The 23,620-nt window shown below is 70.9% G+C and carries 22 protein-coding genes and 2 pseudogenes; 15 read left to right on the top strand and 9 right to left on the bottom strand.

Translation table 11 applies throughout. The features are described from left to right. The first annotated feature begins 26 nt into the window (after positions 1-26). The gene (locus tag AB0M08_RS26345; protein ID WP_364498375.1) at positions 27-1,112 is read left to right on the top strand and encodes an S-(hydroxymethyl)mycothiol dehydrogenase; all 1,086 of its coding nucleotides are present in this window, start codon (positions 27-29) and stop codon (positions 1,110-1,112) included. Positions 1,113-1,177: 65 nt separating this feature from the next. Here the strand turns inward: AB0M08_RS26345 and AB0M08_RS26340 are convergent, their stop codons facing one another. Beyond that, positions 1,178-2,533, bottom strand: a complete 1,356-nt coding sequence (locus AB0M08_RS26340) for a trehalase family glycosidase (protein ID WP_364498372.1) — start codon at positions 2,531-2,533, stop codon at positions 1,178-1,180. Positions 2,534-2,886: 353 nt separating this feature from the next. Between AB0M08_RS26340 and AB0M08_RS26335 the strand changes: the two genes are divergently transcribed. The 3 genes from AB0M08_RS26335 to AB0M08_RS26325 all read left to right on the top strand — a co-directional run bounded on the left by AB0M08_RS26335 (position 2,887) and on the right by AB0M08_RS26325 (position 7,351). Next, positions 2,887-3,993 (top strand): FAD-dependent monooxygenase, encoded by a 1,107-nt coding sequence (locus AB0M08_RS26335; RefSeq protein WP_364498369.1) that lies wholly within the window; start codon positions 2,887-2,889, stop codon positions 3,991-3,993. 147 nt (positions 3,994-4,140) lie between these two features. Then, positions 4,141-5,883, top strand: a complete 1,743-nt coding sequence (gene ctaD, locus AB0M08_RS26330; RefSeq protein ID WP_364498367.1) for a cytochrome c oxidase subunit I — start codon at positions 4,141-4,143, stop codon at positions 5,881-5,883. A gap of 136 nt (positions 5,884-6,019) precedes the next feature. Continuing rightward, positions 6,020-7,351 carry an MFS transporter gene (locus AB0M08_RS26325; RefSeq protein WP_364498364.1) on the top strand — a complete coding sequence of 444 codons (1,332 nt, stop codon included), beginning with the start codon at positions 6,020-6,022 and terminating at the stop codon, positions 7,349-7,351. Positions 7,352-7,922: 571 nt separating this feature from the next. Here AB0M08_RS26325 and AB0M08_RS26320 read toward each other — a convergent pair. The 4 genes from AB0M08_RS26320 to AB0M08_RS26305 form a co-directional block, all read right to left on the bottom strand. Next, positions 7,923-8,591 (bottom strand): alpha/beta hydrolase, encoded by a 669-nt coding sequence (locus AB0M08_RS26320; RefSeq protein ID WP_364498361.1) that lies wholly within the window; start codon positions 8,589-8,591, stop codon positions 7,923-7,925. A 74-nt stretch (positions 8,592-8,665) separates the two neighbouring features. Next, positions 8,666-9,145, bottom strand: a complete 480-nt coding sequence (locus AB0M08_RS26315) for a GNAT family N-acetyltransferase (protein WP_364498608.1) — start codon at positions 9,143-9,145, stop codon at positions 8,666-8,668. A gap of 178 nt (positions 9,146-9,323) precedes the next feature. Continuing rightward, positions 9,324-9,905 (bottom strand): isochorismatase family protein, encoded by a 582-nt coding sequence (locus AB0M08_RS26310; RefSeq protein WP_364498358.1) that lies wholly within the window; start codon positions 9,903-9,905, stop codon positions 9,324-9,326. A gap of 10 nt (positions 9,906-9,915) precedes the next feature. Beyond that, positions 9,916-11,202, bottom strand: a complete 1,287-nt coding sequence (locus AB0M08_RS26305) for a nicotinate phosphoribosyltransferase (protein WP_364498356.1) — start codon at positions 11,200-11,202, stop codon at positions 9,916-9,918. A gap of 106 nt (positions 11,203-11,308) precedes the next feature. Here AB0M08_RS26305 and clpS point away from each other — a divergent pair, with 106 nt between their 5' ends. From clpS to AB0M08_RS26280, 5 genes and pseudogenes are all read left to right on the top strand, one after another. Further along, positions 11,309-11,599, top strand: a complete 291-nt coding sequence (gene clpS / locus AB0M08_RS26300; protein ID WP_364498353.1) for an ATP-dependent Clp protease adapter ClpS — start codon at positions 11,309-11,311, stop codon at positions 11,597-11,599. A gap of 20 nt (positions 11,600-11,619) precedes the next feature. Then, complete coding sequence (locus tag AB0M08_RS26295) at positions 11,620-12,120, top strand: DUF2017 domain-containing protein (protein WP_364498350.1); 501 nt, start codon at positions 11,620-11,622, stop codon at positions 12,118-12,120. A 62-nt stretch (positions 12,121-12,182) separates the two neighbouring features. Beyond that, positions 12,183-12,673, top strand: a pseudogene (locus AB0M08_RS26290) (M67 family metallopeptidase). A 55-nt stretch (positions 12,674-12,728) separates the two neighbouring features. Continuing rightward, positions 12,729-13,043 carry a MoaD/ThiS family protein gene (locus AB0M08_RS26285; protein WP_364498347.1) on the top strand — a complete coding sequence of 105 codons (315 nt, stop codon included), beginning with the start codon at positions 12,729-12,731 and terminating at the stop codon, positions 13,041-13,043. Between the two features lie 22 nt (positions 13,044-13,065). Beyond that, a complete protein-coding gene (locus AB0M08_RS26280; protein WP_364498344.1) occupies positions 13,066-14,031 on the top strand; it encodes a cysteine synthase in 966 nt (321 codons plus the stop codon). Between the two features lie 154 nt (positions 14,032-14,185). Here AB0M08_RS26280 and AB0M08_RS26275 read toward each other — a convergent pair whose 3' ends face one another. Then, the gene (locus tag AB0M08_RS26275) at positions 14,186-14,578 is read right to left on the bottom strand and encodes a hypothetical protein (RefSeq protein ID WP_364498341.1); all 393 of its coding nucleotides are present in this window, start codon (positions 14,576-14,578) and stop codon (positions 14,186-14,188) included. A gap of 273 nt (positions 14,579-14,851) precedes the next feature. Between AB0M08_RS26275 and AB0M08_RS26270 the strand changes: the two genes are divergently transcribed. The 4 genes from AB0M08_RS26270 to rdgB all read left to right on the top strand — a co-directional run bounded on the left by AB0M08_RS26270 (position 14,852) and on the right by rdgB (position 18,218). Next, a complete protein-coding gene (locus AB0M08_RS26270; RefSeq protein ID WP_364498338.1) occupies positions 14,852-15,598 on the top strand; it encodes an MBL fold metallo-hydrolase in 747 nt (248 codons plus the stop codon). Positions 15,599-15,666: 68 nt separating this feature from the next. After that, positions 15,667-16,869, top strand: coding sequence for a glycosyltransferase (locus AB0M08_RS26265; protein WP_364498335.1), 1,203 nt, complete (start codon positions 15,667-15,669; stop codon positions 16,867-16,869). Between the two features lie 9 nt (positions 16,870-16,878). Next, positions 16,879-17,607, top strand: coding sequence for a ribonuclease PH (gene rph, locus AB0M08_RS26260; RefSeq protein WP_364498332.1), 729 nt, complete (start codon positions 16,879-16,881; stop codon positions 17,605-17,607). After that, positions 17,604-18,218, top strand: coding sequence for an RdgB/HAM1 family non-canonical purine NTP pyrophosphatase (rdgB, locus tag AB0M08_RS26255; RefSeq protein WP_364498330.1), 615 nt, complete (start codon positions 17,604-17,606; stop codon positions 18,216-18,218). Before rph ends, rdgB begins: the two co-directional genes overlap by 4 nt. Here the strand turns inward: rdgB and AB0M08_RS26250 are convergent. Further along, positions 18,193-19,518: an NAD(P)/FAD-dependent oxidoreductase gene (locus AB0M08_RS26250; RefSeq protein ID WP_364498329.1), complete on the bottom strand. Its 1,326-nt coding sequence runs from the start codon at positions 19,516-19,518 to the stop codon at positions 18,193-18,195. The genes rdgB and AB0M08_RS26250 overlap by 26 nt on opposite strands. A gap of 62 nt (positions 19,519-19,580) precedes the next feature. Here AB0M08_RS26250 and AB0M08_RS26245 point away from each other — a divergent pair, with 62 nt between their 5' ends. Further along, complete coding sequence (locus AB0M08_RS26245) at positions 19,581-20,648, top strand: MerR family transcriptional regulator (protein WP_364498326.1); 1,068 nt, start codon at positions 19,581-19,583, stop codon at positions 20,646-20,648. Continuing rightward, positions 20,648-21,745, top strand: a pseudogene (locus AB0M08_RS26240) (MFS transporter); the annotation flags it as partial. The gene AB0M08_RS26245 and the pseudogene AB0M08_RS26240, both read left to right, overlap by 1 nt. Positions 21,746-21,850: 105 nt before the next feature. Here the strand turns inward: AB0M08_RS26240 and AB0M08_RS26235 are convergent. Next, positions 21,851-23,002, bottom strand: coding sequence for an allantoate amidohydrolase (locus tag AB0M08_RS26235; protein WP_364498324.1), 1,152 nt, complete (start codon positions 23,000-23,002; stop codon positions 21,851-21,853). 108 nt (positions 23,003-23,110) lie between these two features. Then, positions 23,111-23,506, bottom strand: a complete 396-nt coding sequence (gene tnpA / locus AB0M08_RS26230; protein ID WP_364498321.1) for an IS200/IS605 family transposase — start codon at positions 23,504-23,506, stop codon at positions 23,111-23,113. Between the last annotated feature and the right edge of the window lie 114 nt (positions 23,507-23,620).

Raw genomic sequence — 23,620 nt, 5'->3', positions numbered from 1 at the left:
AATGAGCTGTCGACGGAGGGATGCGGATGAGCCAGCGGGTACGGGGCGTCATCGCCCGGGAGAAGGGCAAGCCGGTCGAGGTGGCCACCATCGTGGTGCCCGATCCGGGGCCCGGTGAGGCGGTCGTGAAGGTGCAGAGCTGCGGCGTCTGCCACACCGACCTGCACTACCGGGAGGGCGGCATCAACGACGAGTTCCCGTTCCTGCTCGGGCACGAGGCGGCCGGTGTCGTCGAGGCGGTCGGCGAGGGGGTCACCGACGTCGCGCCGGGCGACTTCGTGGTGCTCAACTGGCGCGCCGTCTGCGGGAACTGCCGGGCTTGCAACAGGGGCAAGCCGTGGTACTGCTTCGCCACCCACAACGCCAAGCAGAAGATGACCCTGGAGGACGGGACCGAGCTCTCCCCGGCCCTGGGCATCGGCGCGTTCGTGGAGAAGACGCTGGTCGCGGCCGGCCAGTGTACGAAGGTGGACCCGTCGGCGCGCCCGGCGGCGGTCGGCCTGCTCGGCTGCGGCGTGATGGCCGGGCTCGGCGCGGCGATCAACACCGGCGGGGTGACCCGGGGCGACTCGGTCGCGGTGATCGGCTGCGGCGGCGTCGGTGACGGCGCGGTGGCCGGTGCGGCGCTGGCCGGGGCGAGCACGATCATCGCGATCGACACCGACGACCGGAAGCTGGAGTGGGCCCGGGGCTTCGGGGCCACCCACACGGTCAACGCCCGCGAGCACGACGTGGTGGCCCGGGTGCAGGAGCTGACCGGCGGGTTCGGCGCCGACGTGGTGATCGAGGCGGTGGGGCGGCCGGAGACGTACAAGCAGGCGTTCTACGCCCGTGATCTGGCGGGGACCGTGGTGCTGGTGGGCGTGCCGACGCCGGACATGACGATCGAGCTGCCGCTGCTCGACGTGTTCGGGCGGGGCGGCGCGCTCAAGTCGAGCTGGTACGGCGACTGCCTGCCCAGCCGGGACTTCCCGATGCTGACCGAGCTCTACAAGCAGGGCCGGCTGGACCTGGACAGCTTCGTCACCGAGGAGATCCCGCTGGACGGGGTGGAGCAGGCGTTCGCCAAGATGCACACCGGCGACGTGCTGCGCTCGGTGGTCATCTTCTGATCCGATGTCCGGCCGCGTCCAGCGGCCGGACATCGCCGGCGTTCCGGCGTACCGGAAGAGGGTTCTCAGGCGTCGCGGGCGTAAGCCGGTGCGGAGCGGTCGGCGAGCAGGTCCAGGCAGAGGGCCGCGGACCAGCTGAAGGTCGGCGCGCCCAGGCCCTTGCCGGTCTCCGGGTCGAAGTACTCGTAGGGGCCGTTGTCGTGGACCAGGCGGAGCAGGGCGCGGCGCAGTTCCTCGGCCTCGCCGTGGTGGCCGTGAACCTGCATGCCGCGGCGGAGCAGCCAGTTCACGTTGATCCAGACCGGACCGCGCCAGTAGCGGTGGGTGTCGAAGTACGCCGCGGTGCGGTCGGTGCTCGGCGCGGGCAGGCCGAAGCGCTCCGAGCGCAGCTCGTCCATGATCGCGGCGGCCCGGTCGGCGGAGAGGTCCGGCAGCATCAGCGGCAGCAGGCCGTTGACGCAGCGGGCCGCGCTCAGCTCGCCGGTCCGGACGTCGCGGGAGCGGAAGGTACGCGTCGCGGGGTCCCAGAGGGTCCGGGAGATCGCCGCGGTGATCTCCCGGGCGCGCTGCCGGTGCCGCCGTGCGTCCAGGGGCAGGCCGAGCACGCCGGCGATCTGGGCCAGAGCCAGCTCGGCCACGCCCAGCACGCCGTTGAAACCGGGGCACTCCACCACGAAGTCGTGCCGCTGCGGGAGGTCGGTGTCGGAGTACCCGCCGTCCCGGTAACTCACCGCGAGCCGGACATAGCGCGCGTAGTCCTCGTCGGTCGGGCGGTGTGCGGCGTTCGTCACCACCAGGTCGCGGCGGTGGTACCGGGTGAGCAGGCTCAGATCGGCGGGGACGTTGGCCAGCGCGGCGTCCCAGGACGGGCTGTTGTCCAGTCCGGACTCCCAGGGGTGCACGATCGCGGCGAGACCGGCGCCGCCCGCGTTCCGGCGCTCGGAGAGGTAGTCCTGCTGGGCGACGAGCCGGGGGTAGAGCCAGGCCAGCTCGTTCAGCGCCTCCTGGACACTGGCGGCGCCGTGTGCGGCGGCGTGGCGGTAGACCTCCCACGCGGCCAGCGCGTGCACCGGCGGCTGGACGATGCCGGTGCTGCCGAGGGGCCGACGGCGACCGTACGCCGGAACGTTCCAGAAAGCGGGACCGGGGAAGTAGTCCTCCTCGCCGGTCGCCGGGTCGAAGGCGATGTGCGGCACCCGGCCGTCCGGCCACTGCGCCTCGAAGAGGCTGTGCAGGTCGCGCCAGGCCCGGGTGGGGTTGACGTAGGCGAGGCCGACCGCGATGAAGGCCGTGTCCCAGCTCCACTGGTGTGGATAGAGCCGGCGCGACGGCACCATGTGATCGCCGGACCAGTTGATGTCCAGCACGCGGACGGCGGACTGCCACAGCTCGGCGGAGAGATCTGTGACGACGGGGTGCATCTGAGTCGAACCCTTTCCACTGCTCTCGGCCGGTAGACCCCCGCCATTCGGCGTACCGCAGTGCTCCTGAAGCATTTGCTGGTTGCATCTTCGGTGCATGGCCGGTGGGCCGCGCAAGAAGGATGCCCGCATCCGACAGAGATATCCCTCACCTCTTCGTCCGAGTCCTCTTCCTGTACGGGTGACTAGCCCCGGGAATGTCGTACCCGTGTGGTTGGCTGGTGGACGCACCGCGACGGGGGCGCTAATAGAGCAAATAGGACCCGATGTTGATCGAGGGTTCCCCGTCCGTGGTGGCGCGCGGTAGTGTTCTGGCTCCGACGCGTATCCATCGACAGGAAGGCGTTGGTGCGATGACCTTGCGCATCCTCGTGGTGGGCGCCGGTGTTGCCGGCTTGGCCGCGGCCCGGGGGCTGCGAGTCGCGGGATTCCGTCCGGATGTGGTGGAGGCCCTTCCGGCGACCATGAGCCCCGGCGCCGGCATCTACCTCCCGGGCAACGCGACCCGGGCGATGCGCCTGCTCGGACTCGACGTCCCGCTGCGGCCGCTCGGAGAGCTGATCTTCCGGCAGGTCTTCCTGGACGCCCGTGGCCGCCAGCTGTTCGAGATGGACGTGGCCGCGCTCTGGGCGGGCGTCGGCGAGTCGCGGGTGCTCTCCCGCGCCGACCTGCAACGGGTGCTGCTCACCGGCGTCGGCGGCGAGGTGCGCTACGACACCGAGGTCCGCGACCTGGAGATCATCGACGGCGCCGCCAAGGTGGAGTTCGGCAACGGCTCGATCGCGGAGTACGACCTGGTCATCGGCGCGGACGGCCGTCGTTCGACGATCCGGGAGAAGGTCGGCCTCGGCGGGGGTGCGGTGCCGACCGGTCAGATCGTCTACCGCTCGGTGGTCAGTGGCGGCCCGCCGCTCACCGACTGGACGGCCTCCCTGGGGCGGCGGTCGCAGTTCGTCGCCATGCCGATGGGTGGCGGCAAGATATACGTGTACGCGGACGAGACCGCCCCGGACTCGCCGAATCCCGATGATCCGCTGAAGCGGCTGCAGGAGCTCTTCGGGTCGTACGGCGGGCCGGTGCCGGCCATCCTGGACCGGATGGAGAAGGTGTCGGTCGCGCGTACCGACGAGGTCGTCCTGGACGCCTGGTCGAAGGGGCCGGTCGTGCTGGTCGGCGACGCCGCGCACGCCACCGCGCCGACGTTGGCCCAGGGTGGCGCCATGTCGTTTGAGGACGGCTACGTGCTCGGTCAGGAGCTGCGAAAGTCGGAGGGTGACATCTCCGTTGCTCTGCGTGTCTTCGAGGATCGCCGCAGGCCACGGTGTACGGAGGTCCGCGAGCGGACCCGGGAACGGGACCGGACCAGGGACGTGCCACCGTCCCTGCGGGACCCGATGCTGCGCCGTCGTGGACTGCGCATCTTCACCGATCACTACCGGGGCCTGGTCTCACAGGTGTAGTCGTCCGGGTTCGTCCTAGGTGGCTGTCTAAATGGCCCAGTGTCACCCCGCGCCAGCGTGCGGTAGGTGGGGGACTATTCTGCCAGCGAGGTACGCCCGATCTTCAGGGTGTGCCGAGTGGGACGAACGAGACAACGGAGGCATCTCGTGACGACCGTTGCGCCGTCGCCGATCGCGACCCGTCCATATCCGGTGCGACGGCAGGTCAAGGGCTCGGCATTCGCCCGGGTCCTGCGCACGACGGACGCGAAGCAGATCGGGATCATGTACATGATCACCGCCTTCGTGTTCTTCCTGCTGGGTGGCCTCATGGCGCTGCTGATGCGCGCCGAGCTGGCCCGGCCGGGTATGCAGATCCTGTCGCCGGAACAGTTCAACCAGCTCTTCACCATGCACGGCACGATCATGCTGCTGTTCTTCGCGACACCGATCGTGTTCGCGTTCGGCAACTACGTCGTACCGATCCAGATCGGTGCGCCGGACGTTTCCTTTCCGCGGCTGAACGCGTTCGCGTACTGGCTCTACCTGTTCGGTGGTCTGATCACCATCGGCGGGTTCCTCACGCCGGGTGGCGCGGCCGACTTCGGCTGGTTCGCGTACACGCCGCTGAGCGACTCGCTGCACTCGCCGGGTGTCGGCGCCAACATGTGGGTGGTCGGCCTGGCCATCTCCGGTCTGGGCACGATCCTCGGCTCGGTCAACCTGATCACCACGATCCTGACCCTGCGCGCGCCCGGCATGACCATGTTCCGCATGCCGATCATGTGCTGGAACATGCTGGTCACCGCGCTGCTCGCGGTGATGGTCTTCCCGTTCCTGGCGGCCGCGCTCTTCGCGCTCGCCGCGGACCGCATCCTCGGTGCCCACGTCTTCGACGTGCAGACCGGCGGGCCGATGCTCTGGCAGCACCTCTTCTGGTTCTTCGGCCACCCCGAGGTGTACATCATCGCGCTGCCGTTCTTCGGCATCATCACCGAGGTCATCCCGGTCTTCAGCCGCAAGCCGGTCTTCGGCTACAAGGGCCTGGTCGCCGCGACGCTGCTGATCGGCGCACTGTCCATGTCGGTCTGGGCGCACCACATGTTCGTCACCGGCCAGGTGCTGCTGCCGTTCTTCAGCTTCCTGAGCTTCCTGATCGCGGTGCCCACCGGCATGAAGTTCTTCGTCTGGATCGGCACCATGTGGCGCGGCCAGATCAGCTTCGAGCCGCCCATGCTCTTCGCGATCGGCTTCCTGGTGACGTTCCTCTTCGGTGGTCTCTCCGGCGTGCTGCTCGCGTCGCCGCCGATCGACTTCCACGTCTCCGACTCGTACTTCGTGATCGCGCACTTCCACTACGTGCTCTTCGGCACGATCGTGTTCGCGGTCTTCTCCGGCATCTACTTCTGGTTCCCCAAGATGTTCGGCCGGATGCTCGACGAGAAGCTGGCCAAGGTGCACTTCTGGCTCACCATGATCGGCTTCCACACCACCTTCCTGGTGCAGCACTGGCTCGGCACCAAGGGCATGCCGCGGCGGTACGCGGACTACCTGCCCAGCGACGGCTTCACCACGCTGAACACGATCTCCACGATCGGCTCGTTCATCCTGGGCCTGGCCACGCTGCCGTTCCTCTACAACATCTGGAAGTCCTACAAGGTCGGCAAGGTCGTCGACGCGGCCGACCCGTGGGGCCACGGCAACTCGCTGGAGTGGGCCACCTCGTCCCCGCCGCCGCTGCGCAACTTCGACTGGATGCCGCGGATCCGCTCCGAGCGCCCGGCCTTCGACCTGAAGTTCCCCGAGCTCGCTGCCGGTGAGCACACCATCGCCGGTCCGCCGGAGGGTGGCGCCAAGCCCCTGACCCACGAGTCGGACGGTGGCGCCAGCTACGAGGAAGACATCAAGTAGGTTTTTTCGCCGGACGGCCCCCGTTTCTTCGGAAGCGGGGGCCGTTTCGTTTCCATTCGGTTACGTGAGCTACGCCAAACCCGATGGTTTCTGTCGTACGGCTACGGCATCATCGGCGGCGGAGGTCAGGATCGTCATGTTGCTCAAGCCTTACCGGGAAACCCTCGCACTGCCGAAGATCCCGTCGTTGCTCGTCGTCGCCACGCTCGCCCGCATCCCCATCGCGGCCGCGGCGGTGGTGCTCACCCTGCACGTGGTCACCGACCTCGGCATGGGTTACGGCGCCGCGGGTCTCGTCGGGGCGGCCGCGACCGTCGGCGGGTCGTTCGGCGCCCCGGTGATGGGCCGGATGATCGACAAACACGGCCTCCGCCCGATCCTCGTGCTCACCACGGTCGCCGAGGTGACCTACTGGCTCGTCGCGCAGGCGCTGCCGTACTGGGCTCTGCTCCCGGTCGCCGTGGTCGGCGGGTTCCTGGCGCTCCCGGCGTTCTCGGTGGCCCGGCAGTCGATCGCCGCGCTCACCCCCGAGTCGCATCGGCTGCCCGCCTTCGCCCTTGACTCGATCACCACCGAGCTGTCGTTCATGGCCGGCCCGGCGCTCGGCGTGCTGATCGCCACCAGCGCCGCCGGCCCGCGCGTCGCCATGCTCACCCTGGCCGTCGGCATCCTGCTGGCCGGGCTCGGTCTCTGGCTGCTCGACCCACCCACCCGGGCCGAGCACGAGGCCGCCGTTGGCGCCGTCGAGCGGGTGCCGCGCCGCAGCTGGCTGAAGCCGCGGTTCGTCGCCATCCTCGCCGTCACGATGGCCGCCACGCTCGTGCTCTCCGGCACCGACGTCGCGGTCGTCGCGGTGCTCCGCGAGTCCGGCGAGCTGGGCTGGAGCGGCATGGTCATGTCACTCTGGGCGTTCTTCTCGCTGCTGGGCGGTTTCGCGTACGGCACCATCCGCCGCGGGCTCCCGGTACTCGCCATCTTCCTGCCGATGGCCCTGTTCACCATCCCGGTCGGGCTGGGCGGCTCACACTGGTGGCTGCTCGCGCTGCTGCTGATCCCGGCCGGCGCCCTGTGCGCCCCGACGATCACGGCGAGCTCGGCCGCGATCAGCCGGATGATCCCGGCGTCCGCTCGCGGCGAGGCGATGGGCCTGCACAACTCGGCGCTCACCGTGGGCGTGGCACTGGGCGGCCCGCTGGCCGGCCTGGCCATCGACTCGATCGCCCCGGCGTGGGGTTTCGTCGCGGTCGGCGCCGTCGGGGTCCTGGTCGCCTTGGCGGTCCTCCCGGGCGAACTCCGCCGCCGCCGCACCGACGCCGCCCTCGACGCCGCCGCCCTTGCCGACCTCGACCCCGTCGACCTCGAGTCCGGCCTGTCCGGTGCGGCCGACGGTGATCCACTCGCCGGTCCCGTCGTGCCTGCCGCTCGTGTCGCTCCCGCGGAGGGTCAGGTCCCCGTCAGGGTCGGTTGATCCGCCCCCGGACCCCGGGTGTGTGTGAAGTCGTGCCCGCTGTAGGCCGCACGTTCACCCGCTCGGGGTGCGGCGCCGCTGCTTGTGGGGTGACCGTCGACCGATGAGTGGCGGTGCTTCGGGTGGTCTGGGCTCACGATCATGGCCGACCGGGGCGGGCGGGAGTCCCCGATCGCTGATCGAGTCGTTCTGGCGCCCCTCTGGCGGCTGTGCGAGTCCACGGTCGCGGATCGTGTGCACCTACCGCCCCTGTTCCCTGTTGATCGTGTGCGCCTGGTGTCCCTCTTGCGCTGTTCGTATGCGCCTGGTGTCCCTCTTGCGCTGTTCGTGTGCGCCCAGCCTCTCTTGCGTCGTTCGTGTGCGCTCGGCGCTTGGGACCACCGAACCGCATCGCTGCGGAGTGCATCGCTCGGGCGACGCAATGCCGCGCGGCGGCCAGCACTCGTGGAGACCTTGGCGTGTGGGGACCTTGGCGTGTGGGGATCTCGGGTTCGCTGCGTGGCTGAACTTCACACGTGGGCGGGGCGCGGCTGTGGCGTGTGGGGAGTTCGGGGTCCTGCGTGCCTGAAGTTCACGCGCGGGGGGTGATGCGGGTGCTGGGGGATGGGTTGAGGCACCACTCGAGCAGGGACGGCCAGGAGCCGTAGCCGGAGTCCGGGTTCAGGTGGGACGTGCCGGGGAGCAGGTCGGTGTCCAGGTTCAGGGGGCGGCCGAAGGACTCGGCGGCGCCCTCGGGGCAGTAGGGGTCGTTGTTGCTGGCGATCAACCGGGTGTAGCGGGCAGCCGCGGTCAACTGGGCCGATGTCACCGGTGGGGGAGCGAAGGCGGCGATCTCCGGGTTCGCGAGGGCGATCGACGCGGACGGCGGGGCGATCAGCAGCACCTGGTCGACCGGGGTGGTGATCAGTCCGCGAGCCGCGCCGTGCAGCCAGAGCAGGCAGCCGAGGCTGTGGCAGATCACCGTGGTCGAACCCGCCGCCTCGTCGGCGCTACCGGGCAGGGCGCTGCCGGGCGGGGTGGTGCCGGGCAGGGTGCTACCGGGCGGGGTGGTCAGCGCGGTGGTGTGGGTGGTGAGCTGGCTGAGCCAGGCCTCGAGGTCCGGGTCGTCGGGAGAGGGGAGCTGGGGGTAGTCGACGGCGTGACCGGAATCGGTCAGGCTGGTGGCGAGCCAGTGCTGCCAGTGGTTCGCTGGGCGGCGGTTCTGCCAGCCGTGCAGGATCAGGAAACGTGCGTTGCTCATCGGGCTTCTCGCCTTCGGTCTCGGAGGGAGATCGTGGCGCATGTTGATCATGAGAGTCCAGGGTTTGTGACCGGTCAGAACTCCAGGTACATGATGTGCAGGCCGACGCGGCCCAGGGTGGGGTGCTGGAAGGCGCGGGGGACCGTGCCGACGATCGTGAAGCCCAGGCGGCGGTAGACGGCGACGGCGGCGGTGTTGGACGCGGCCACAGCGTTGAACTGGATGCCGGCGTAACCCTGCTCCCGGGCCCAGTCGATCGCGTAGCGGCAGAGGGCGGCGCCGATGCCCCGGCCCCGGGCGTTCTCGGCGACCATGAAGCTCGCCGTGGCGACGTGGGCGCCCGGGCCGGGTTTGTTCGGGCCCATCTTGGCGGTGCCGGTCACCCGGGAACCCTCGACGGCGACCACGGTGCGGCCGGGCGGGGACTCCAGCCAGGTGCCGCGGGCCGCGGCCTCGGTCATCGCCGGGTCGTAGGTGTAGGTGTCGGCGGCACGGACCACCTGCCGGACGATCGGCCACACCTGATCCCAGTCCGCCTGTTCGAACGGCCTGATCGGCGTCTCGTCCCGGTTCGACAGCGCGGCCCGGGGGCCGTCCGGAGACGGCGACAGGAAAGAGCCGGGCGGCGAGGAGGCGGGGCCGGGCGGCGAGGCTGGGCTGGGCGAGGAGGCTGGGCCGGGCGGTGAGGAGGCAGGGTCGGCGGGAGGGGGACCGGGGTGGGAAGGTGCGGAGTCAGGCGGGATCGACAACCGGGGACCCCGTGGTCTCGATCGAGGCGGCGCGGAGTTGCTCCAGGGCGGCGTCGGTGGTGGCGCGGGCGACGCCGGCGGTCAGCTCCAGGAGGACCGTGGTGGTGAAGCCCTCGGTGGCGGCGTCCAGGGCCGTGGCGCGGACGCAGTGGTCGGTGGCGATGCCGACGACCTCGACCTCGGTGACGCCCTTCTCGCGGAGCCAGGCGGCGAGCCGGTCGCCGCTCTCGGACTGTCCCTCGAAGCCGGAGTACGCGGCCTCGTAGGCGCCCTTGTGGAAGACCGCCTCGATGCGGTCGGTGATCAGCTCGGGGTGGAAGTCCGCGCCGGAGGAGCCGGCCACGCAGTGCACCGGCCAGGAGTCGACGAAGTCCGGCGTCTCGCTGAAGTGGGCGCCCGGGTCGATGTGGTAATCCTTGGTCGCCACCACGTGGTCCCAGCGGTCGCCGGCCCGGTCGAGTACCAGGGAGATGCCCTTGGCGACGGCGGCGCCGCCGGAGACGGCCAGCGAGCCGCCCTCGCAGAAGTCGTTCTGCACGTCGACGATGATCAGCGCACGTGACATGGGACAGCCCCTAAGCGGTGGGAATGATGATGACCGGGATGGCGGGGTCGCCCGCGGAGAGCTTGAGGCCCTCCCACGGGATGGAGATCAGGCACTGCCGCAGGTGCTCGCGGGACTCGGCCAGTGCCGGGCGCTCCTGGATCTCGCCGCCGGCGATGTAGGTCTGCTGCAGCAGGCGGTCGTTGGGCTGGTGGTCGGGGACGCCCTGGGAGACGATGATCTCCTCGATGGCGGTTCCGGTGGGCTTGTGCCGGCGTACGGCCGTCTTGCGCCCGCCCACGGTCGCCTTGTTCTCCGAGCGCTTGACCACGGGGCGGCCGTCGACCTCGACGAGCTTGTAGACGAGCCCGGCGGTCGGCGCGCCGGAGCCGGTGACCACGGCGGTGCCGGCGCCGTACATGTCGACCGGCTCGGCGGCGAGGGTGGCGATCGAGTACTCGTCCATGTCACCGGAGACGATGATCTTGGTCTCGGTGGCGCCGAGCGAGTCGAGCAGCTCGCGGGAGTGCTGGGCCAGCACCGACAGGTCGCCGGAGTCGATCCGGACGGCGCGCAGGTCGGTGCCGGCGATCGCGATCGCGTTCCGGATGCCCTGGGCGATGTCGTACGTGTCCACCAGCAACGTGGTGTTCTTGCCCAGCGCCGCCACCTGCGACCCGAACGCGGCCGGCTCGTCGTCGTGCAGCAGCGTGAACGCGTGCGCCGACGTGCCGGTGGTCGGGATGCCGTACCGGCGGCCGGCGGCGAGGTTCGACGTCGAGGCGAAGCCCGCCAGGTACGACGCGCGGGCCGCGGCGACGGCGGCGTGCTCGTGCGTGCGCCGGGAGCCCATCTCGATGATCGGGCGGCCGCGCGCGGCGGTGACCATCCGGGCGGCTGCGGCGGCGATCGCGCAGTCGTGGTTGAGCACCGAGAGGATGAGCGTCTCGAGCACCACGCACTCGGCGAACCGGCCCGCCACGGTGAGGATCGGCGAGCCGGGGAAGAAGAGCTCCCCTTCCGGGTAGCCCTCGATGTCACCCGAGAAGCGGTATTCCAGGAGCCACTTTCCGGTCTCCTCGTCCACCACGCCGGCCTCACGGAGGTACGCCACCTCGTCCGGGTCGAACCGGAAACCGGCGATCAGCTCGATCAGCCGGTCGGTGCCCGCGACCACACCGTACCGCCGCCCGTTAGGCAACCTGCGGGCGAAGACCTCGAAGACGCACTGCCGGTCGGCGGTGCCGTCCCGCAGCGCGGCGCTGATCATGGTCAGCTCGTAGTGGTCGGTCATCAGGGCCGGCGCGATGGTCTCCACGGGTCCTACCCTATTGTGCTCCCCCGGATATTCGCCGAACGGGTTCTGACCTGCGGTTCGGTGCTCCGGTTCACGGATTCGCCGAAACCGGTGGCACCATGGGGGCATGGCGTTGCCTCAGGTTGCTCCCGTCGAGACGCCGAAGATCGAGGAAGTACCGGAAGAAGACCGGCCGTGGGTCACCATCGTCTGGGATGATCCGGTCAATCTCATGTCCTACGTGACCTGGGTCTTCCAGAAACTCTTCGGCTTCAGCAAGGAAAAGGCCGAGAGGCTGATGATGGACGTGCACACCAAGGGCAAGGCGGTGGTCTCCAGTGGCGCCCGGGAGCGCATGGAGATGGACGCCAACCAACTGCACGGATACGGTCTCTGGGCAACTGTGGACCGAGGCTGACATAGCGGGTGGGGTAGAGCATGTTCCGACGCAGCGGCGGTCATTGCGTGGCCACCTTCGCGCACGATGAGGTGCGTGTCCTGCGCAAGGTGGCGGGCGAGGTCGTCGGCCTGCTGACCGATGGGATGGACCACACCGATCCGGTGGTCTCCCGGCTCTTTCCGGACATCTATCCCGATCGCCCGGAGGACTCGCAGGAGTTCCGCCTCTACACCGAGGGGGATCTCAAGACGGCCAAGATCGATCAGGCCGGCGCGATCCTCGCGGCGCTGCCCGACGAGGGCGAGGGCGAGGTCCGGCTCGACGGTGAGGCGGCCGAGGCGTGGCTGCGGGCGATCAACGACGCCCGCCTGGCGATGGGTACCCGCCTGGACATCCAGGCCGAGACCGATCTGGCCGACGAGCTCGACGACGCGGTCCTGGAGGATCCGGGTTCCAGCCGGGTGTTCCAGCTCTCGGTCTACGCATACCTGGGCTATCTGCAGGAATCGCTCCTCAACGCGATCCCCGAGATCAAATAGCGTCCTGTGGTGTGTGCCTCGCCACGCGCGGTGAGGCGAAATGCTTCGGTAATGTGAACGCCGTGCTGACCATCGACAGTTCGATCGTGCACGCGATCGTCGCCCACGCCCGCCGGGATCACCCCGACGAGGCCTGTGGCGTGATCGCCGGCCCGATCGGCAGTGACGTGCCCGCCCGGCACATCCCGATGGACAACGCCGCCCGGTCGATGACGTTCTACGAGTTCGACTCGATGGAGCAGTTGCGGGTGTGGCGCGAGATGGACGACGCCGACGAGGAGCCGGTGGTCATCTACCACTCGCACACCGCGACGGAGGCATATCCGTCCCGGACGGACATCTCGTTCGCCGGCGAGCCGAACGCGCACTATCTGCTCGTCTCGACCCGTGAGCCCGATGCGGAGGAGATCCGCTCGTTCCGTATCGTGGACGGTGTGGTGACCGAAGAAGAGGTCAACATCGTGGATGCGACGGTGAAGTCGTGAAGGTGAGTGCCGTGCAGTCGTACATGTTCGGGCAGAGCCCGTTCGCGGTGGTCTACGAGTGTCGCTGAGCGACGCCTTCTTAAAGACCACCCGCTGTTTCGACTCTCAAGGAGCATGACAATCATGGCTATCGAAGTTCGCGTCCCCACCATCCTGCGCAGCTACACCGGCGGCTCCAAGGTCGTCGAGGGTGCCGGTGACACCCTCTCCGGCCTGATCGACGACCTGGACGCCAAGCACAACGGCATCAAGGGCCGCCTGATCACCCCCGAGGGCGGGCTGCACCGCTTCGTCAACATCTACGTCAACGACGAGGACGTCCGTTTCCTCGGCGCGCTCGACGCGACGGTGAAGGACGGCGACTCGATCACCATCCTCCCGGCCGTCGCCGGTGGCGCCCTGGGCTTCGCGGCGGCCGCCGCGCTCCTGGGCAAGTAAGCCCGCAGAGAAGATCGATCTGATGGCTCGCTACGAGAGCCTGCTGGACGCTTGCGGGGGCACGCCGCTCGTCGGCCTGCCCCGCCTCTCCCCGGTGGTGCCCGAAGGGGCACCGCCGGTGCGGCTCTGGGCCAAGCTCGAGGATCGCAACCCGACCGGCAGCATCAAGGACCGTGCCGCGCTCTTCATGGTGCGCGAGGCCGAGGAGTCCGGGCACCTCCGCCCGGGCGACACCATCCTCGAGCCGACCAGCGGGAACACCGGCATCGCGCTGGCCATGGTGGCCAAGCTCCGCGGGTACCGCCTGGTCTGTGTGATGCCGGAGAACGTCTCCGCCGAGCGCACCCAGATCCTCCGGATGTACGGCGCCGAGATCATCTTCTCGCCGGCCGCGGGCGGTTCCAACCAGGCGGTGGCGACCGCGAAGCAGATCGCCGCCGAGCACCCCGACTGGAAGATGCTCTTCCAGTACGGCAATCCCGCGAACGTCCGCGCCCACTACGAGACCACCGGTCCCGAGTTGCTGCACGACCTCCCCACGATCACGCATTTCGTGGCGGGTCTCGGCACCACCGGCACGCTGATGGGCACCGGCCGGTACCTCAAGGAGAAGGTCGAGAACATCCGGATCGTCGCCGCCGAGCCGCGGTACGGCGAGGTGGTCTACGGCCTGCGCAACATCGACGAGGGTTACGTTCCGGAGCTCTACGACGCGTCGGTCCTGGATCGCCGCTTCTCGGTCGGCACCCGCGACGCGGTCCTGCGCACGCGCCAGCTGGTCGAGGTCGAGGGCATCTTCGCCGGCTTCTCCAGCGGCGCGATCCTGCACGCCGCGCTCGCGGTCGCCCACGAGGCGGTCAAGGCCGGGCAGCGGGCCGACGTCGCGTTCGTGATCGCCGACGGCGGCTGGAAGTATCTGAGCACCGGCGCCTACGGCGGCACCCTCAACGACGCCGAGGAGGCCCTCGAGGGCCAGCTCTGGGCCTGAGCGCCGGCCGGAAGCCGGTGGCGCCCGAGTGCCGGCCGGAAGCCGGTGGCGCGTCACGGCCCGGAGCGGGCAGGCGGTCGCGGCCGGCGGCCGGGGCCGCCTTTTGAGCGCGGTGGGCGGGCCGTGGAGCGTACGGGAGAAGGCTGTTGACCTTCTAGAGACGGGCGGCGGTCAGCAGGGCGGCGGTCATCGTGGTGGCCGCACCGGCGAGGAGTACCCAGGGCAGACGGCCGCGGTGGATGGCGAGGAACGCGGCCCCCGCCGGAACCACGCTGAGCAACAGGAACAGCGAGATCAGCGGGAGGTACCAGCCGGGGGCGCCGCGGATCGCACCGATCACGGTGAGCAGGCCGACGCCGGTGCCGGTGAGGCCCAGCACAGCCGCGCAGACGGTCATCGCGAGAAGCCGGAACGGGCTCGGCGCGGGATCGTCCGGAGCCGGGAAACGGAAGGCGGGATCGTCGTTCTCCGTACCCCACTGAGGTTCGAAGGGCACGATGTCGGGTATCGGGGTACGGGCAATGCGGCCCGGCTCGATCGTGGTCACGTCACCTCCATCAGAAATCCACAAACACCTCACTCAGAGCAACGCATTGGGCTTACCGGACGTGACGGTGGAAATGGTGACGACCGAGGTCACAGCGGTTGTGACGTGCGTTGTCGATTTAGCGACAAATCGATCAGCTGTTTACGTCAGCCAGTGGTCAGCGCGTACGCTTCGCGTCGTGATTGACTGGTCTGACATAGCCAGCGCGGACCGGTCGGGCGGGGTGTTCACGACCCAGTGGTGGCCGACCCAGTGTGAGCCAGAGGGACCCGCATGCGACTGACCGTTCTCGGTTGTGCCGGCAGCTTCCCCGGCCCCGAGTCGGCTTGTTCGGCCTATCTCGTGGAAGCCGACGGCTTCCGGCTGCTGATCGACTTCGGGTCCGGCGCGCTGTCGGCCCTGCAGCGCTACTCGGACATGCGCGCGATCGACGCCATCCTCCTCACCCATCTGCACTGCGACCACATGCTGGACGCGTGTACGTACGTGGTGGTGCGGCGCTACGACCCGGCCGGCGCGCTGCCCGCGCTGCCGGTCTACGCCCCGCTCGGCGCGGCGGAGCGGATCGCCGCGGCGTACAGCAGCGAGGGCGACCCGGTCGACGACGTCTACACGTTCTACGGCCTGCAGCCGGGCACGTTCCCGATCGGGCCGCTGACCGTCACGGTCGACCGGGTCAACCACCCCGTCGAGACCTATGGCGTACGCATCGAGCACAACGGGCGCGTCCTGGCGTACTCCGGGGACACCGCGCCCTGCGACGCGCTGCTGCGGCTCGCCGCCGGGGCCGATCTGTTCCTGTGTGAGGCGAGCTACATGGACGGGGTGCCGAACCCGCCGGACCTGCACCTCACCGGGGGTGAGGCGGGGGAGGCCGCGACCAAGGCCGATGTGTCCCGGCTCCTGTTGACGCATCTGGTCCCGGCCTGGGCGAGCGAGGCATCTATTGTGGAAGCCGCTACGGCCGCCTACGCGGGACCGGTGGAAGTCGTTCGCCCCGGAGCCAGATACGATCTCTAGGCCGGTACGGGGGTAAGGGATCGGCTGCCGTGCCGGAGCCTTACGTATCGTGATCTTGGAGTTGCTGCATGCGTATCGTTCGCCTGGCCAACTTCGTCACGATGCACACCGGCGGTCTCCGCACGGCGCTGCGTCAGCTCGGCGAGGGATACCAGAAGGCGGGCCATGAGGCTGTCCTGATCGTTCCCGGTCGCAGGCACGCCGACGAGATCACCTCCCAGGGGCGCGTGATCACCCTGCCCGGCGCTCCCGTGCCGCGTACCGGGGGATACCGGGTGATGGCCGGCCGGCGGGAACTGGCCCGGCTGCTGGACAGCCTGGAGCCGGACCGGATCGAGGTCTCCGACCGCACCACGCTGCGCTGGACCGGCAACTGGGCCCGGCAGCGCGGGGTGCCCTCGATGATGGTCTCCCACGAGAGCCTGGCCGGGCTGCTCGGCGTCTGGGGCATGCCGAAGCGGGACGCCCTCGCCGACCGGCTGAACCGGCGCACCGCCGAGGTCTTCGACACGATCGTCTGCACCACCGCGTTCGCCGCCGCCGAGTTCCGCCGCCTCGGCGTGCCGAACCTGGTCGAGGTGCCGCTCGGCGTCGACCTGGACGTCTTCCATCCGAGCCGGAAGGACATCGGCGTCCGCTCCCGGTACGCCCGCCCCGACGAGCTGCTGCTGGTCTACGCCAGCCGGCTCTCCGCGGCCAAGCGGCCCGAGCTCGCCGTGGACACCATCGCGGCGCTGCGCAACATCAAGATCCCGGCGGTCCTGGTGATGTCCGGGGACGGCACCCGCCGGGCGGCCCTGGCGTACCGCGCGGCCCGGCTGCCGGTCCGCTTCGCCGGGCACATCGCCGAGCGCTCCGAGGTGGCCTCGCTGATGGCGAGCGCCGACGTCTCGCTCGCCCCCGGCCCGGTGGAGACCTTCGGGCTGGCCGCGCTGGAGGCCCTGGCCTGCGGTACGCCCGTGGTGGTCGACGAGCAGAGCGCGCTGCCCGAGGTGATCGGCGAGGCCGGGGTGGCGGTGCCCGGCACCGCGGAGGCGTTCGCCGACGGCGTCGCCCAGCTGCTGGAACGCTCCCCGGAGGAGCGACGGACCGCCGCGCGGGCCCGCGCCGAGCACTTCGGCTGGCCGATCGCGGTGAACGGTTTCCTGAACGCGCACGGGCTCCTCGCGGAGACCGCGACCGTCCCCGCGGCGCCCCAGCCGCTGCGCCCGGCGGCCCCGAAGATGCGGGAGCCCGGGGCGGACGAAGCCGGCACCGCACGCTACGCATAGGGTTGGGGCATGGCGCGACCCGACGGCCGAGCGGCCGACCAGCTGCGACCGGTGACCCTGACCCGGCATTGGAGCATCCACCCCGAAGGTTCGGTGCTGGTGGAGTTCGGCAACACCCGTGTGCTCTGCACCGCCAGCGTCACCGAGGGGGTGCCGCGCTGGCGCAAGGGCTCCGGCCTGGGCTGGGTGACCGCGGAGTACGCGATGCTGCCCCGGGCCACGAACACGCGTGGCGACCGGGAGAGCGTCAAGGGCAAGGTCGGCGGGCGTACCCAGGAGATCTCCCGCCTGATCGGGCGGAGCCTGCGGGCCTGCATCGACCTGAAGGCGCTCGGCGAGAACTCGATCGTCCTCGACTGTGACGTGCTGCAGGCCGACGGCGGCACCCGGACCGCCGCGATCACCGGGGCCTACGTCGCGCTGCACGACGCGGTGACCTGGCTGGCCGGCCGCAAGTCCCTCGCGGGCAAGGTCGACAAGGTGCTGCACACCTCGATCCAGGCGGTCAGCGTCGGCATCATCGACGGCGAGGCCCGGCTCGACCTGCCGTACGTCGAGGACGTCGCCGCCGAGGTCGACATGAACATCGTCTGCACCGGCGAGGGCGACTTCGTCGAGGTCCAGGGCACCGGCGAGAACGGCGTCTTCAAGCGCGCCCAGCTCGACGAGATGCTCGACCTGGGCCTGCGCGGCTGCGCGGAGCTGGCGATCGCGCAGCAGAAGGCGCTGGCCGCGTGAGCGCGCGTCTCCTGCTCGCGACCGGCAACAAGAAGAAGCTCGTCGAGCTGCAGCGGATCCTGGACGCCGCGCTCGGGCAGAGCCAGGTCGAGCTGGCCGGCCTCGGTGACTTCCCGGGCTACCCGGACGTCCCGGAGACCGGCCTGACCTTCGGCGAGAACGCGCTGATCAAGGCACGGGAGGGCGCCAAGCGCACCGGCCTGCCGACCGTCGCCGACGACTCCGGCCTCGCGGTGAACGCGCTCAACGGGATGCCCGGCGTGTTCAGCGCCCGCTGGTCCGGCGGGCACGGCGACGACGCCGCCAACCTGGACCTGGTGCTGGCCCAGATCGGCGACGTCGGCGACGAGCACCGTGGCGCGGCGTTCGTCTGCGCGGCCGCCCTGGTGCTGCCGAACGGCCGGGAGCACCTGGTCGAGGGCCGGCAGACCGGCAGCCTGCTGCGGGCGCGCCGCGGCGAGGGCGGCTTCGGGTACGACCCGATCTTCCTCGGTGATGGTCAGGACCGGACGAACGCGGAGCTGAGCCCGGCCGAGAAGGACGCGATCAGCCACCGGGGCAAGGCGTTCCGCGAGCTGGCCAAGGTCATCGCGAAGGAGCTCCCGCGCTGAGCCTGGTCCGCAGGACCTTCGCGAGGAAACGCGGCTTCATCAGCACGTCGGGCGATTCCAGCAGGTGCTGCACGGCGATGAAGGTCGCGTTGACCTCCGGGTCGATCTGGGACGCGTAACCGATCTGCCGGGCGTACCAGTTCCGGACGGCGACGCCGCGCGGGCGGGGACCGACGGTCTGCGGCCAGCCGAAGTCGCCGCCCACCGCGAACTGCCAGGGCGTGGCGATGGTCCGGGCCGCCGCGGCGTAGTAGTCGCGGATCGTGTCCGGGCCGGTCGCGCCGTCGTGCCGGTCCAGCGCGTCGCCGAGCGCGGTGGCCTCCAGCGCGGCGCACGTCATCCCCTGGCCGTAGATCGGGTTGAAGCTGCAGAACGCGTCGCCGACCGCGGCGTACCCGCCGGGGAGCCGGCCGAGCTCGTCGAAGCGGCGCCAGCGGCTCGCCGGGTACCCGTGGGTGACGATGTCGCTCAGCGGCTCGGACTTGCTCATCACGTCGTACACGCCGGAGTCGGGCAGCGCCCGGGCGGCCGCCTCGAACGACGCGGGGTCGCCCGGCGGGCGCTCCTGGTGCCACCCGCCGACGTTGATCAGCCAGCGGTCGCCCTCGATCGGGATGGCCAGCCCGCTCGCCGTCTCGTGCGGCGGGGTGGGTAGCACGATCATGCCCTGCCAGCCGGGGATCTGGTCCGGCTCGCGCCGGTAGATCCGGGTCGCGTAGGCGACGCCGATCTTCACCTCGACCCGGGCGGGGGCGGGCCAGCCGAGGTCGCCGAGCCAGCTGTCGGAGCGCGCGGACCGCCCGGTGCCGTCGACCACCAGCGCGGTGGGCAGCACCTCGCCGTCGTCGAGGCGCACGCCGGTCACCCGGTCCCCGTCGCCGATCAGGCCGGAGACGGCGACGTTGTCGCGGATCGTCACGTTCGGCGTGGCGGCGACCCGCTGCCGGATCACCGTCTCCAGTTGTGGGCGGCTCACCGAGAGCAGGGTCACGCCGGTCGGGGCGTTCGGCCAGCGGCGGCCGAGGCGGTAGACGCAGAGCCCGGTGCCGGAGTCGAACCAGAGGCCGCCGGCGGCGGTCAGGTCGGCGTCCAGGCCGGGGAAGAGCGTGGTCAGCGCGTTGAGGCCGGAGACGAGCAGGAGGTGCGGGTGGGCGCCCTGCGGGACTCCTCGACGGGGGACCGGTGCGTCCGGCAGATCGTCCCGGTCCAGGACGGTGACGTGCGAGAAGCGGCGGCTGAGGACCTGGGCGGCGGTGAGGCCGGCGATGCCGGCGCCGATCACGACAGCTTGTTCATCCACATCGGCCAATCTAACCGGCTCGGGTTGACTTTGACCCTGGGGCAAAGTCCAGCATCGACGGCATGCTCTCGATCGGCGCGTTCGCCCGGGCCACCCGGCTCTCCACCAAGGCACTACGCCTGTATGACAAGTTCGGCCTGCTCCGGCCGGCCCTGGTCGACGAGGCGTCGGGCTACCGCTTCTACGACGAGGGGCAGCTCGACCAGGCCCGGCTGATCGCCTGGCTGCGCCGCCTCGGCATGCCGCTCGCCGAGATCCAGCGGATCGGCGCGCTGCCCCGGGAGGAGGCGGCCGAGGCGGTGGCCCGGCACTGGGAGCGGGTCGAGGCCGAGACGGCGGCGCGCGGCCGTCTCGCCGGCTTCCTGGTCGACTACCTGGCCGGGAGGGGGAGCGCGGTGGGCGATCCGGTCACGCTCGGCCTGCGGTATGCGTCCGGCGCGCGACCCGGCCCGGTGCGGGCGAGCAACGAGGACGTGGCGTATGCGGGACCCCGCCTGCTCGCCGTCGCCGACGGGATGCGTGGCCACGGCGGCGACCGGGTCGGCGAGGTGGTCGTGGGCGCGCTCCGGCGGCTGGAGACGGCGGAGGTCCCGGCCGACGACCTGGTCGGCGTCCTCGCCGAGGCGGTGCGGGAGGCGGAGCGGGCGGTCGGCCGGCTCTCCGGCGACCCGGTGACCACGCTGACCGCGCTGCTCTGGTCGGGTTCTCGGCTGGCCCTGGCACACATCGGCGACACCCGGGCGTATCTCCTCCGCGACGGCGAGCTGGGCCAGATCACTCACGACCACACCCACGTGCAGGGGCTGATCGACGCCGGGTGGATCACCGAGGAGGAGGCTGCGGTCCATCCGCAGCGGTCGTTGCTGGTGCAGGCGCTGACCGGCAGCGGCGAGTTCTGGCCCGACCTGTCGCTGCACGAGGCCCGGGCCGGTGATCGTTATCTGCTCTGCTCGGACGGGCTCTCCTCGGTGGTGCCGTCCGGGGAGCTCGGCGAGGTGCTGCGCGCGGAGGGGGAGCCGGGGCGGGTGCTGGAGGCGTTGATGGAGCGCGCCTATGCGTACGGCGCCCCGGACAACATCGCGGTGGTCGTCGCCGACGTGGTGCGCCTCGACGAGCCGGGGGCGGCGTGATGGACGTGCGGCCGCTGGGGATCCCGGCGTACCGGCGGCTGTGGCTGGCCTCGCTGGCCGGTGCGGTCGGCGGGTCGTTCGCGGCGGTGGCGGTGCCGGTCCAGCTGTACGCGCTGACCGGCTCCTCGACGGCGGTCGGCGCGGTGGCGGTGGTGTCGTTCGCGGCGCTGACCGTGGGGTCGTTCGGGTCGGGTGCGCTGGCCGACCGGATGGACCGGAGGCGGGTGCTGCTGGCGGCCCAGTGCGGGCTCGGCGCCGGCCATCTGGCGCTCTGGCTGCAGGCGGTGCCGGGCGGCGGCTCGCTGCCGTTGCTGATGCTGCTCGCCGGGGTGCAGGCGCTGGCGATCGGCGCGATCTCCACCATCGGCGGGGCGGTGCTGCCCCGGATCGTGCCGCGAGAGCTGCTACCGGCGGCGAACGGGCTGAGCTCCCTGGTCCGCTACCTCGGGGCGATCGCCGGCCCGGTGCTGGCCGGGCTGCTGATCCCGGTGATCGGGCTGGGGAACCTCTACCTGCTGGACGCGGTCGTGCTGCTCGCCACGATCCGGGCGGTCCACCGCCTGCCGGCGCTGCCGCCCGCCCCGGCACCCGCCGGGTCACCCGGCACCGGGCCGCTGCTCGCCGGGTTCCGGCATCTCGCGGGCGACCGTCTGCTGGTCGCGGTGCTGGCGGTGGACCTGGCGGCGATGGCGTTCGGGATGCCGGTGGCGCTCTACCCGGAGCTGGCCGGGCGGGTCTACGGCGCGGGGGCGCTGGGCGTGCTCTACGCCGCGTATCCGGCCGGGGTGTTCCTGGCCGGGCTCGGCTCGCGGGCGTTCACCGGCGCGCGGCGGCACGGGCTGATGATGGCCGGTGCGGCGATCGCCTGGGGTGGCACCGTCGTGGTGTCCGGGCTGACCGGGCGGCTCGCCGTCGCGGTGGGCGCGCTGGTGGCGGGCGGAGCGGTCAACTTCGTACTGAGCACCTTCCGGAACGCGATCACCCAGGCGGCGGTGGACGACGCGCTGCGCGGGCGGGTCCAGGGTGCGCTGACCGTGGTGCTCTTCGGCGGCCCGCAGCTGGCGAACCTGCTGCACGGGCCGGCGGGCGCCCTCGCCGGGGCCCGGCCGGTGATCGCCGCCGGTGGGATGCTGACCGTGGCGGCCGTCGCGGCGATTCTGTGGTGGTCCCCGGAGCTACGCGTTTACGTGGTCCCCCGGCGGTCAGGCCAGCGCGCGCAGGACCCGGGCCAGGGCGTCCACGCCCGCCTCGCAGTCCGCCTCCGTGGCGTGCTCGGCCGCCGCGTGCGAGACCCCGGTGGGGTTGCGCACGAACAGCATCGCGGTCGGGACGCGGGCGGCGAGCACCCCGGCGTCGTGGCCGGCGCCGGTCGGCAGGATCGGGGCGCCGCCGAGCAGGGTGGCGAGCCGGGTGGCGAGCGCGCTGTCGAAGGCGACCTCGTGGGTGAGCGACTCGGGGTGGACCGAGACCTCGGTGCCGTCCCGGCCGGCGCGCTCGGTGGCCTTCTTGACGATGCCCTCCAGCAGCCGGTCCAGGGTGCCGGTGTCCGCGGCGCGGGCGTCCAGCCAGGCCTGGACCAGGGACGGGATGGCGTTGGTGGCGTTCGGCTCGATCAGGACGCGGGCCATGGTGGCGTGCGCGCCGGCGAGCCGGGCCTCCTTGTTGGCGGCGAGGACGGTGTAGGCGAAGGTCAGCATCGGGTCGTGGCGGTCGGTCATCCGGGTGGTGCCGGCGTGGTCACCGGTGCCCGCGAAGTCCAGCCGCCAGCGGCCGTGCGGCCAGATCGCGCTCGCCACGCCGACCGGGGCGGCCAGGGCGCGGCCCTGTTCGATGTGGAGCTCGACGGCGGCGCTGACCGGGCTCAGGTCGACCGGGCCGGCGGGTTCGGCACCGAGGGCCTGGGCGAAGGTGATCCCGTCCCGGTCGGTCAGGGCGGCCGCCTGGTCCGGGGCGATCGCGCCGGTGAGCAGCCGGGAGCCGAGACAGGGCACGCCGAACCGGCCGCCCTCCTCCTCGACGAAGGCCACCACGCCGATCCGCCGGCCGGGACCGGCGGCGTCCACGGCGAGGAACGCGCCGGCGATCCCCAGCGGACCGTCGAAGGCGCCGCCGTGCGGGACGGAGTCGAAGTGCGACCCGGTCAGCACGGTTCCCGGTGCCCACGGCTCGGCGCACCAGGCGAAGAGGTTGCCGTTGCCGTCCTCGGTCACGGTCATCTCGCGCCGGTCGGCCTGCGTGCGGAACCAGTCGCGCAGGGCCAGCTCCGGCTCGGTGAAGGAAAGCCGTAGGTAACCGCCGTCCGCCGTGCGCCCGATCGGCGCGAGCTCGCTCCACAGCTGGGCGAAACCGGTCATCGAGAAGCCTCCGTGGAAACCCCCGGCTTTAGCCGTGGGGAGGAATCGGTTTCCCTGCGGAGCAGGTCAGGGGTGGCCCATTCGCCGTCAAGGCGGTTGGGTGTCTGGTCAGGCGTTGCGCTGGTTCTCCACATATCTCTTCACGATCTCTAGGGTTGCGCCGCCGACGGTGGCGACGAGGTACGAGTTGGTCCACAGGGTCGGCATCCGCGATTTGAGGTGCGGGAACTCGTTGCGCAGCAGGCGGGAGGAACGGCCCTTGATCTGCTTGACCAGCCGGTGGATGCCGTATTGCGGGTCGCAGGTGACCTGTAGGTGCACCTGGTCGGGCATGGTTTCCAGTTCGACGATCGGGGCGTCTCGCTCGGCGCATACCTGCCTGATGGTCTCTTTGAGGCGGATGTCGACGTCGTCCTTGATGACGTCGCGCCGGTACTTGGGACACCAGACGACGTGGTAGGTGCAGCGATATACGACGTTGTTGTTCGATCGGGTCTCGTCCACACTCTCACTATATAGCTGTGACGTGTATAGTTATCGGTGTGATCGAGACAGTGCGCTACACCTACCGCCTGCGGCCCGGCCGCATCGCGCAGGCCGCGCTGCTGTCCGAGTGGA

The sequence above is a fragment of the Actinoplanes sp. NPDC051851 genome, assembly GCF_040681165.1.
Lineage (GTDB): Bacteria > Actinomycetota > Actinomycetes > Mycobacteriales > Micromonosporaceae > Actinoplanes.
Note: the sequence above shows the minus strand (reverse complement) of the source record. Positions and strands in the feature narration are given on the sequence as shown.

What these genes read in the sequence shown, in the direction of transcription:
- AB0M08_RS26345 (WP_364498375.1), top strand. Translation starts at nt 27, where the DNA reads ATGAGCCAGCGGGTACGGGGCGTCATCGCCCGGGAGAAGGGCAAGCCG.
- AB0M08_RS26340 (WP_364498372.1), bottom strand. Translation starts at nt 2,533, where the DNA reads ATGCACCCCGTCGTCACAGATCTCTCCGCCGAGCTGTGGCAGTCCGCC.
- AB0M08_RS26335 (WP_364498369.1), top strand. Translation starts at nt 2,887, where the DNA reads ATGACCTTGCGCATCCTCGTGGTGGGCGCCGGTGTTGCCGGCTTGGCC.
- AB0M08_RS26325 (WP_364498364.1), top strand. Translation starts at nt 6,020, where the DNA reads ATGTTGCTCAAGCCTTACCGGGAAACCCTCGCACTGCCGAAGATCCCG.
- AB0M08_RS26320 (WP_364498361.1), bottom strand. Translation starts at nt 8,591, where the DNA reads ATGAGCAACGCACGTTTCCTGATCCTGCACGGCTGGCAGAACCGCCGC.
- AB0M08_RS26310 (WP_364498358.1), bottom strand. Translation starts at nt 9,905, where the DNA reads ATGTCACGTGCGCTGATCATCGTCGACGTGCAGAACGACTTCTGCGAG.
- clpS (WP_364498353.1), top strand. Translation starts at nt 11,309, where the DNA reads ATGGCGTTGCCTCAGGTTGCTCCCGTCGAGACGCCGAAGATCGAGGAA.
- AB0M08_RS26295 (WP_364498350.1), top strand. Translation starts at nt 11,620, where the DNA reads ATGTTCCGACGCAGCGGCGGTCATTGCGTGGCCACCTTCGCGCACGAT.
- AB0M08_RS26285 (WP_364498347.1), top strand. Translation starts at nt 12,729, where the DNA reads ATGGCTATCGAAGTTCGCGTCCCCACCATCCTGCGCAGCTACACCGGC.
- AB0M08_RS26280 (WP_364498344.1), top strand. Translation starts at nt 13,066, where the DNA reads ATGGCTCGCTACGAGAGCCTGCTGGACGCTTGCGGGGGCACGCCGCTC.
- AB0M08_RS26270 (WP_364498338.1), top strand. Translation starts at nt 14,852, where the DNA reads ATGCGACTGACCGTTCTCGGTTGTGCCGGCAGCTTCCCCGGCCCCGAG.
- AB0M08_RS26265 (WP_364498335.1), top strand. Translation starts at nt 15,667, where the DNA reads ATGCGTATCGTTCGCCTGGCCAACTTCGTCACGATGCACACCGGCGGT.
- rph (WP_364498332.1), top strand. Translation starts at nt 16,879, where the DNA reads ATGGCGCGACCCGACGGCCGAGCGGCCGACCAGCTGCGACCGGTGACC.
- AB0M08_RS26245 (WP_364498326.1), top strand. Translation starts at nt 19,581, where the DNA reads ATGCTCTCGATCGGCGCGTTCGCCCGGGCCACCCGGCTCTCCACCAAG.
- AB0M08_RS26235 (WP_364498324.1), bottom strand. Translation starts at nt 23,002, where the DNA reads ATGACCGGTTTCGCCCAGCTGTGGAGCGAGCTCGCGCCGATCGGGCGC.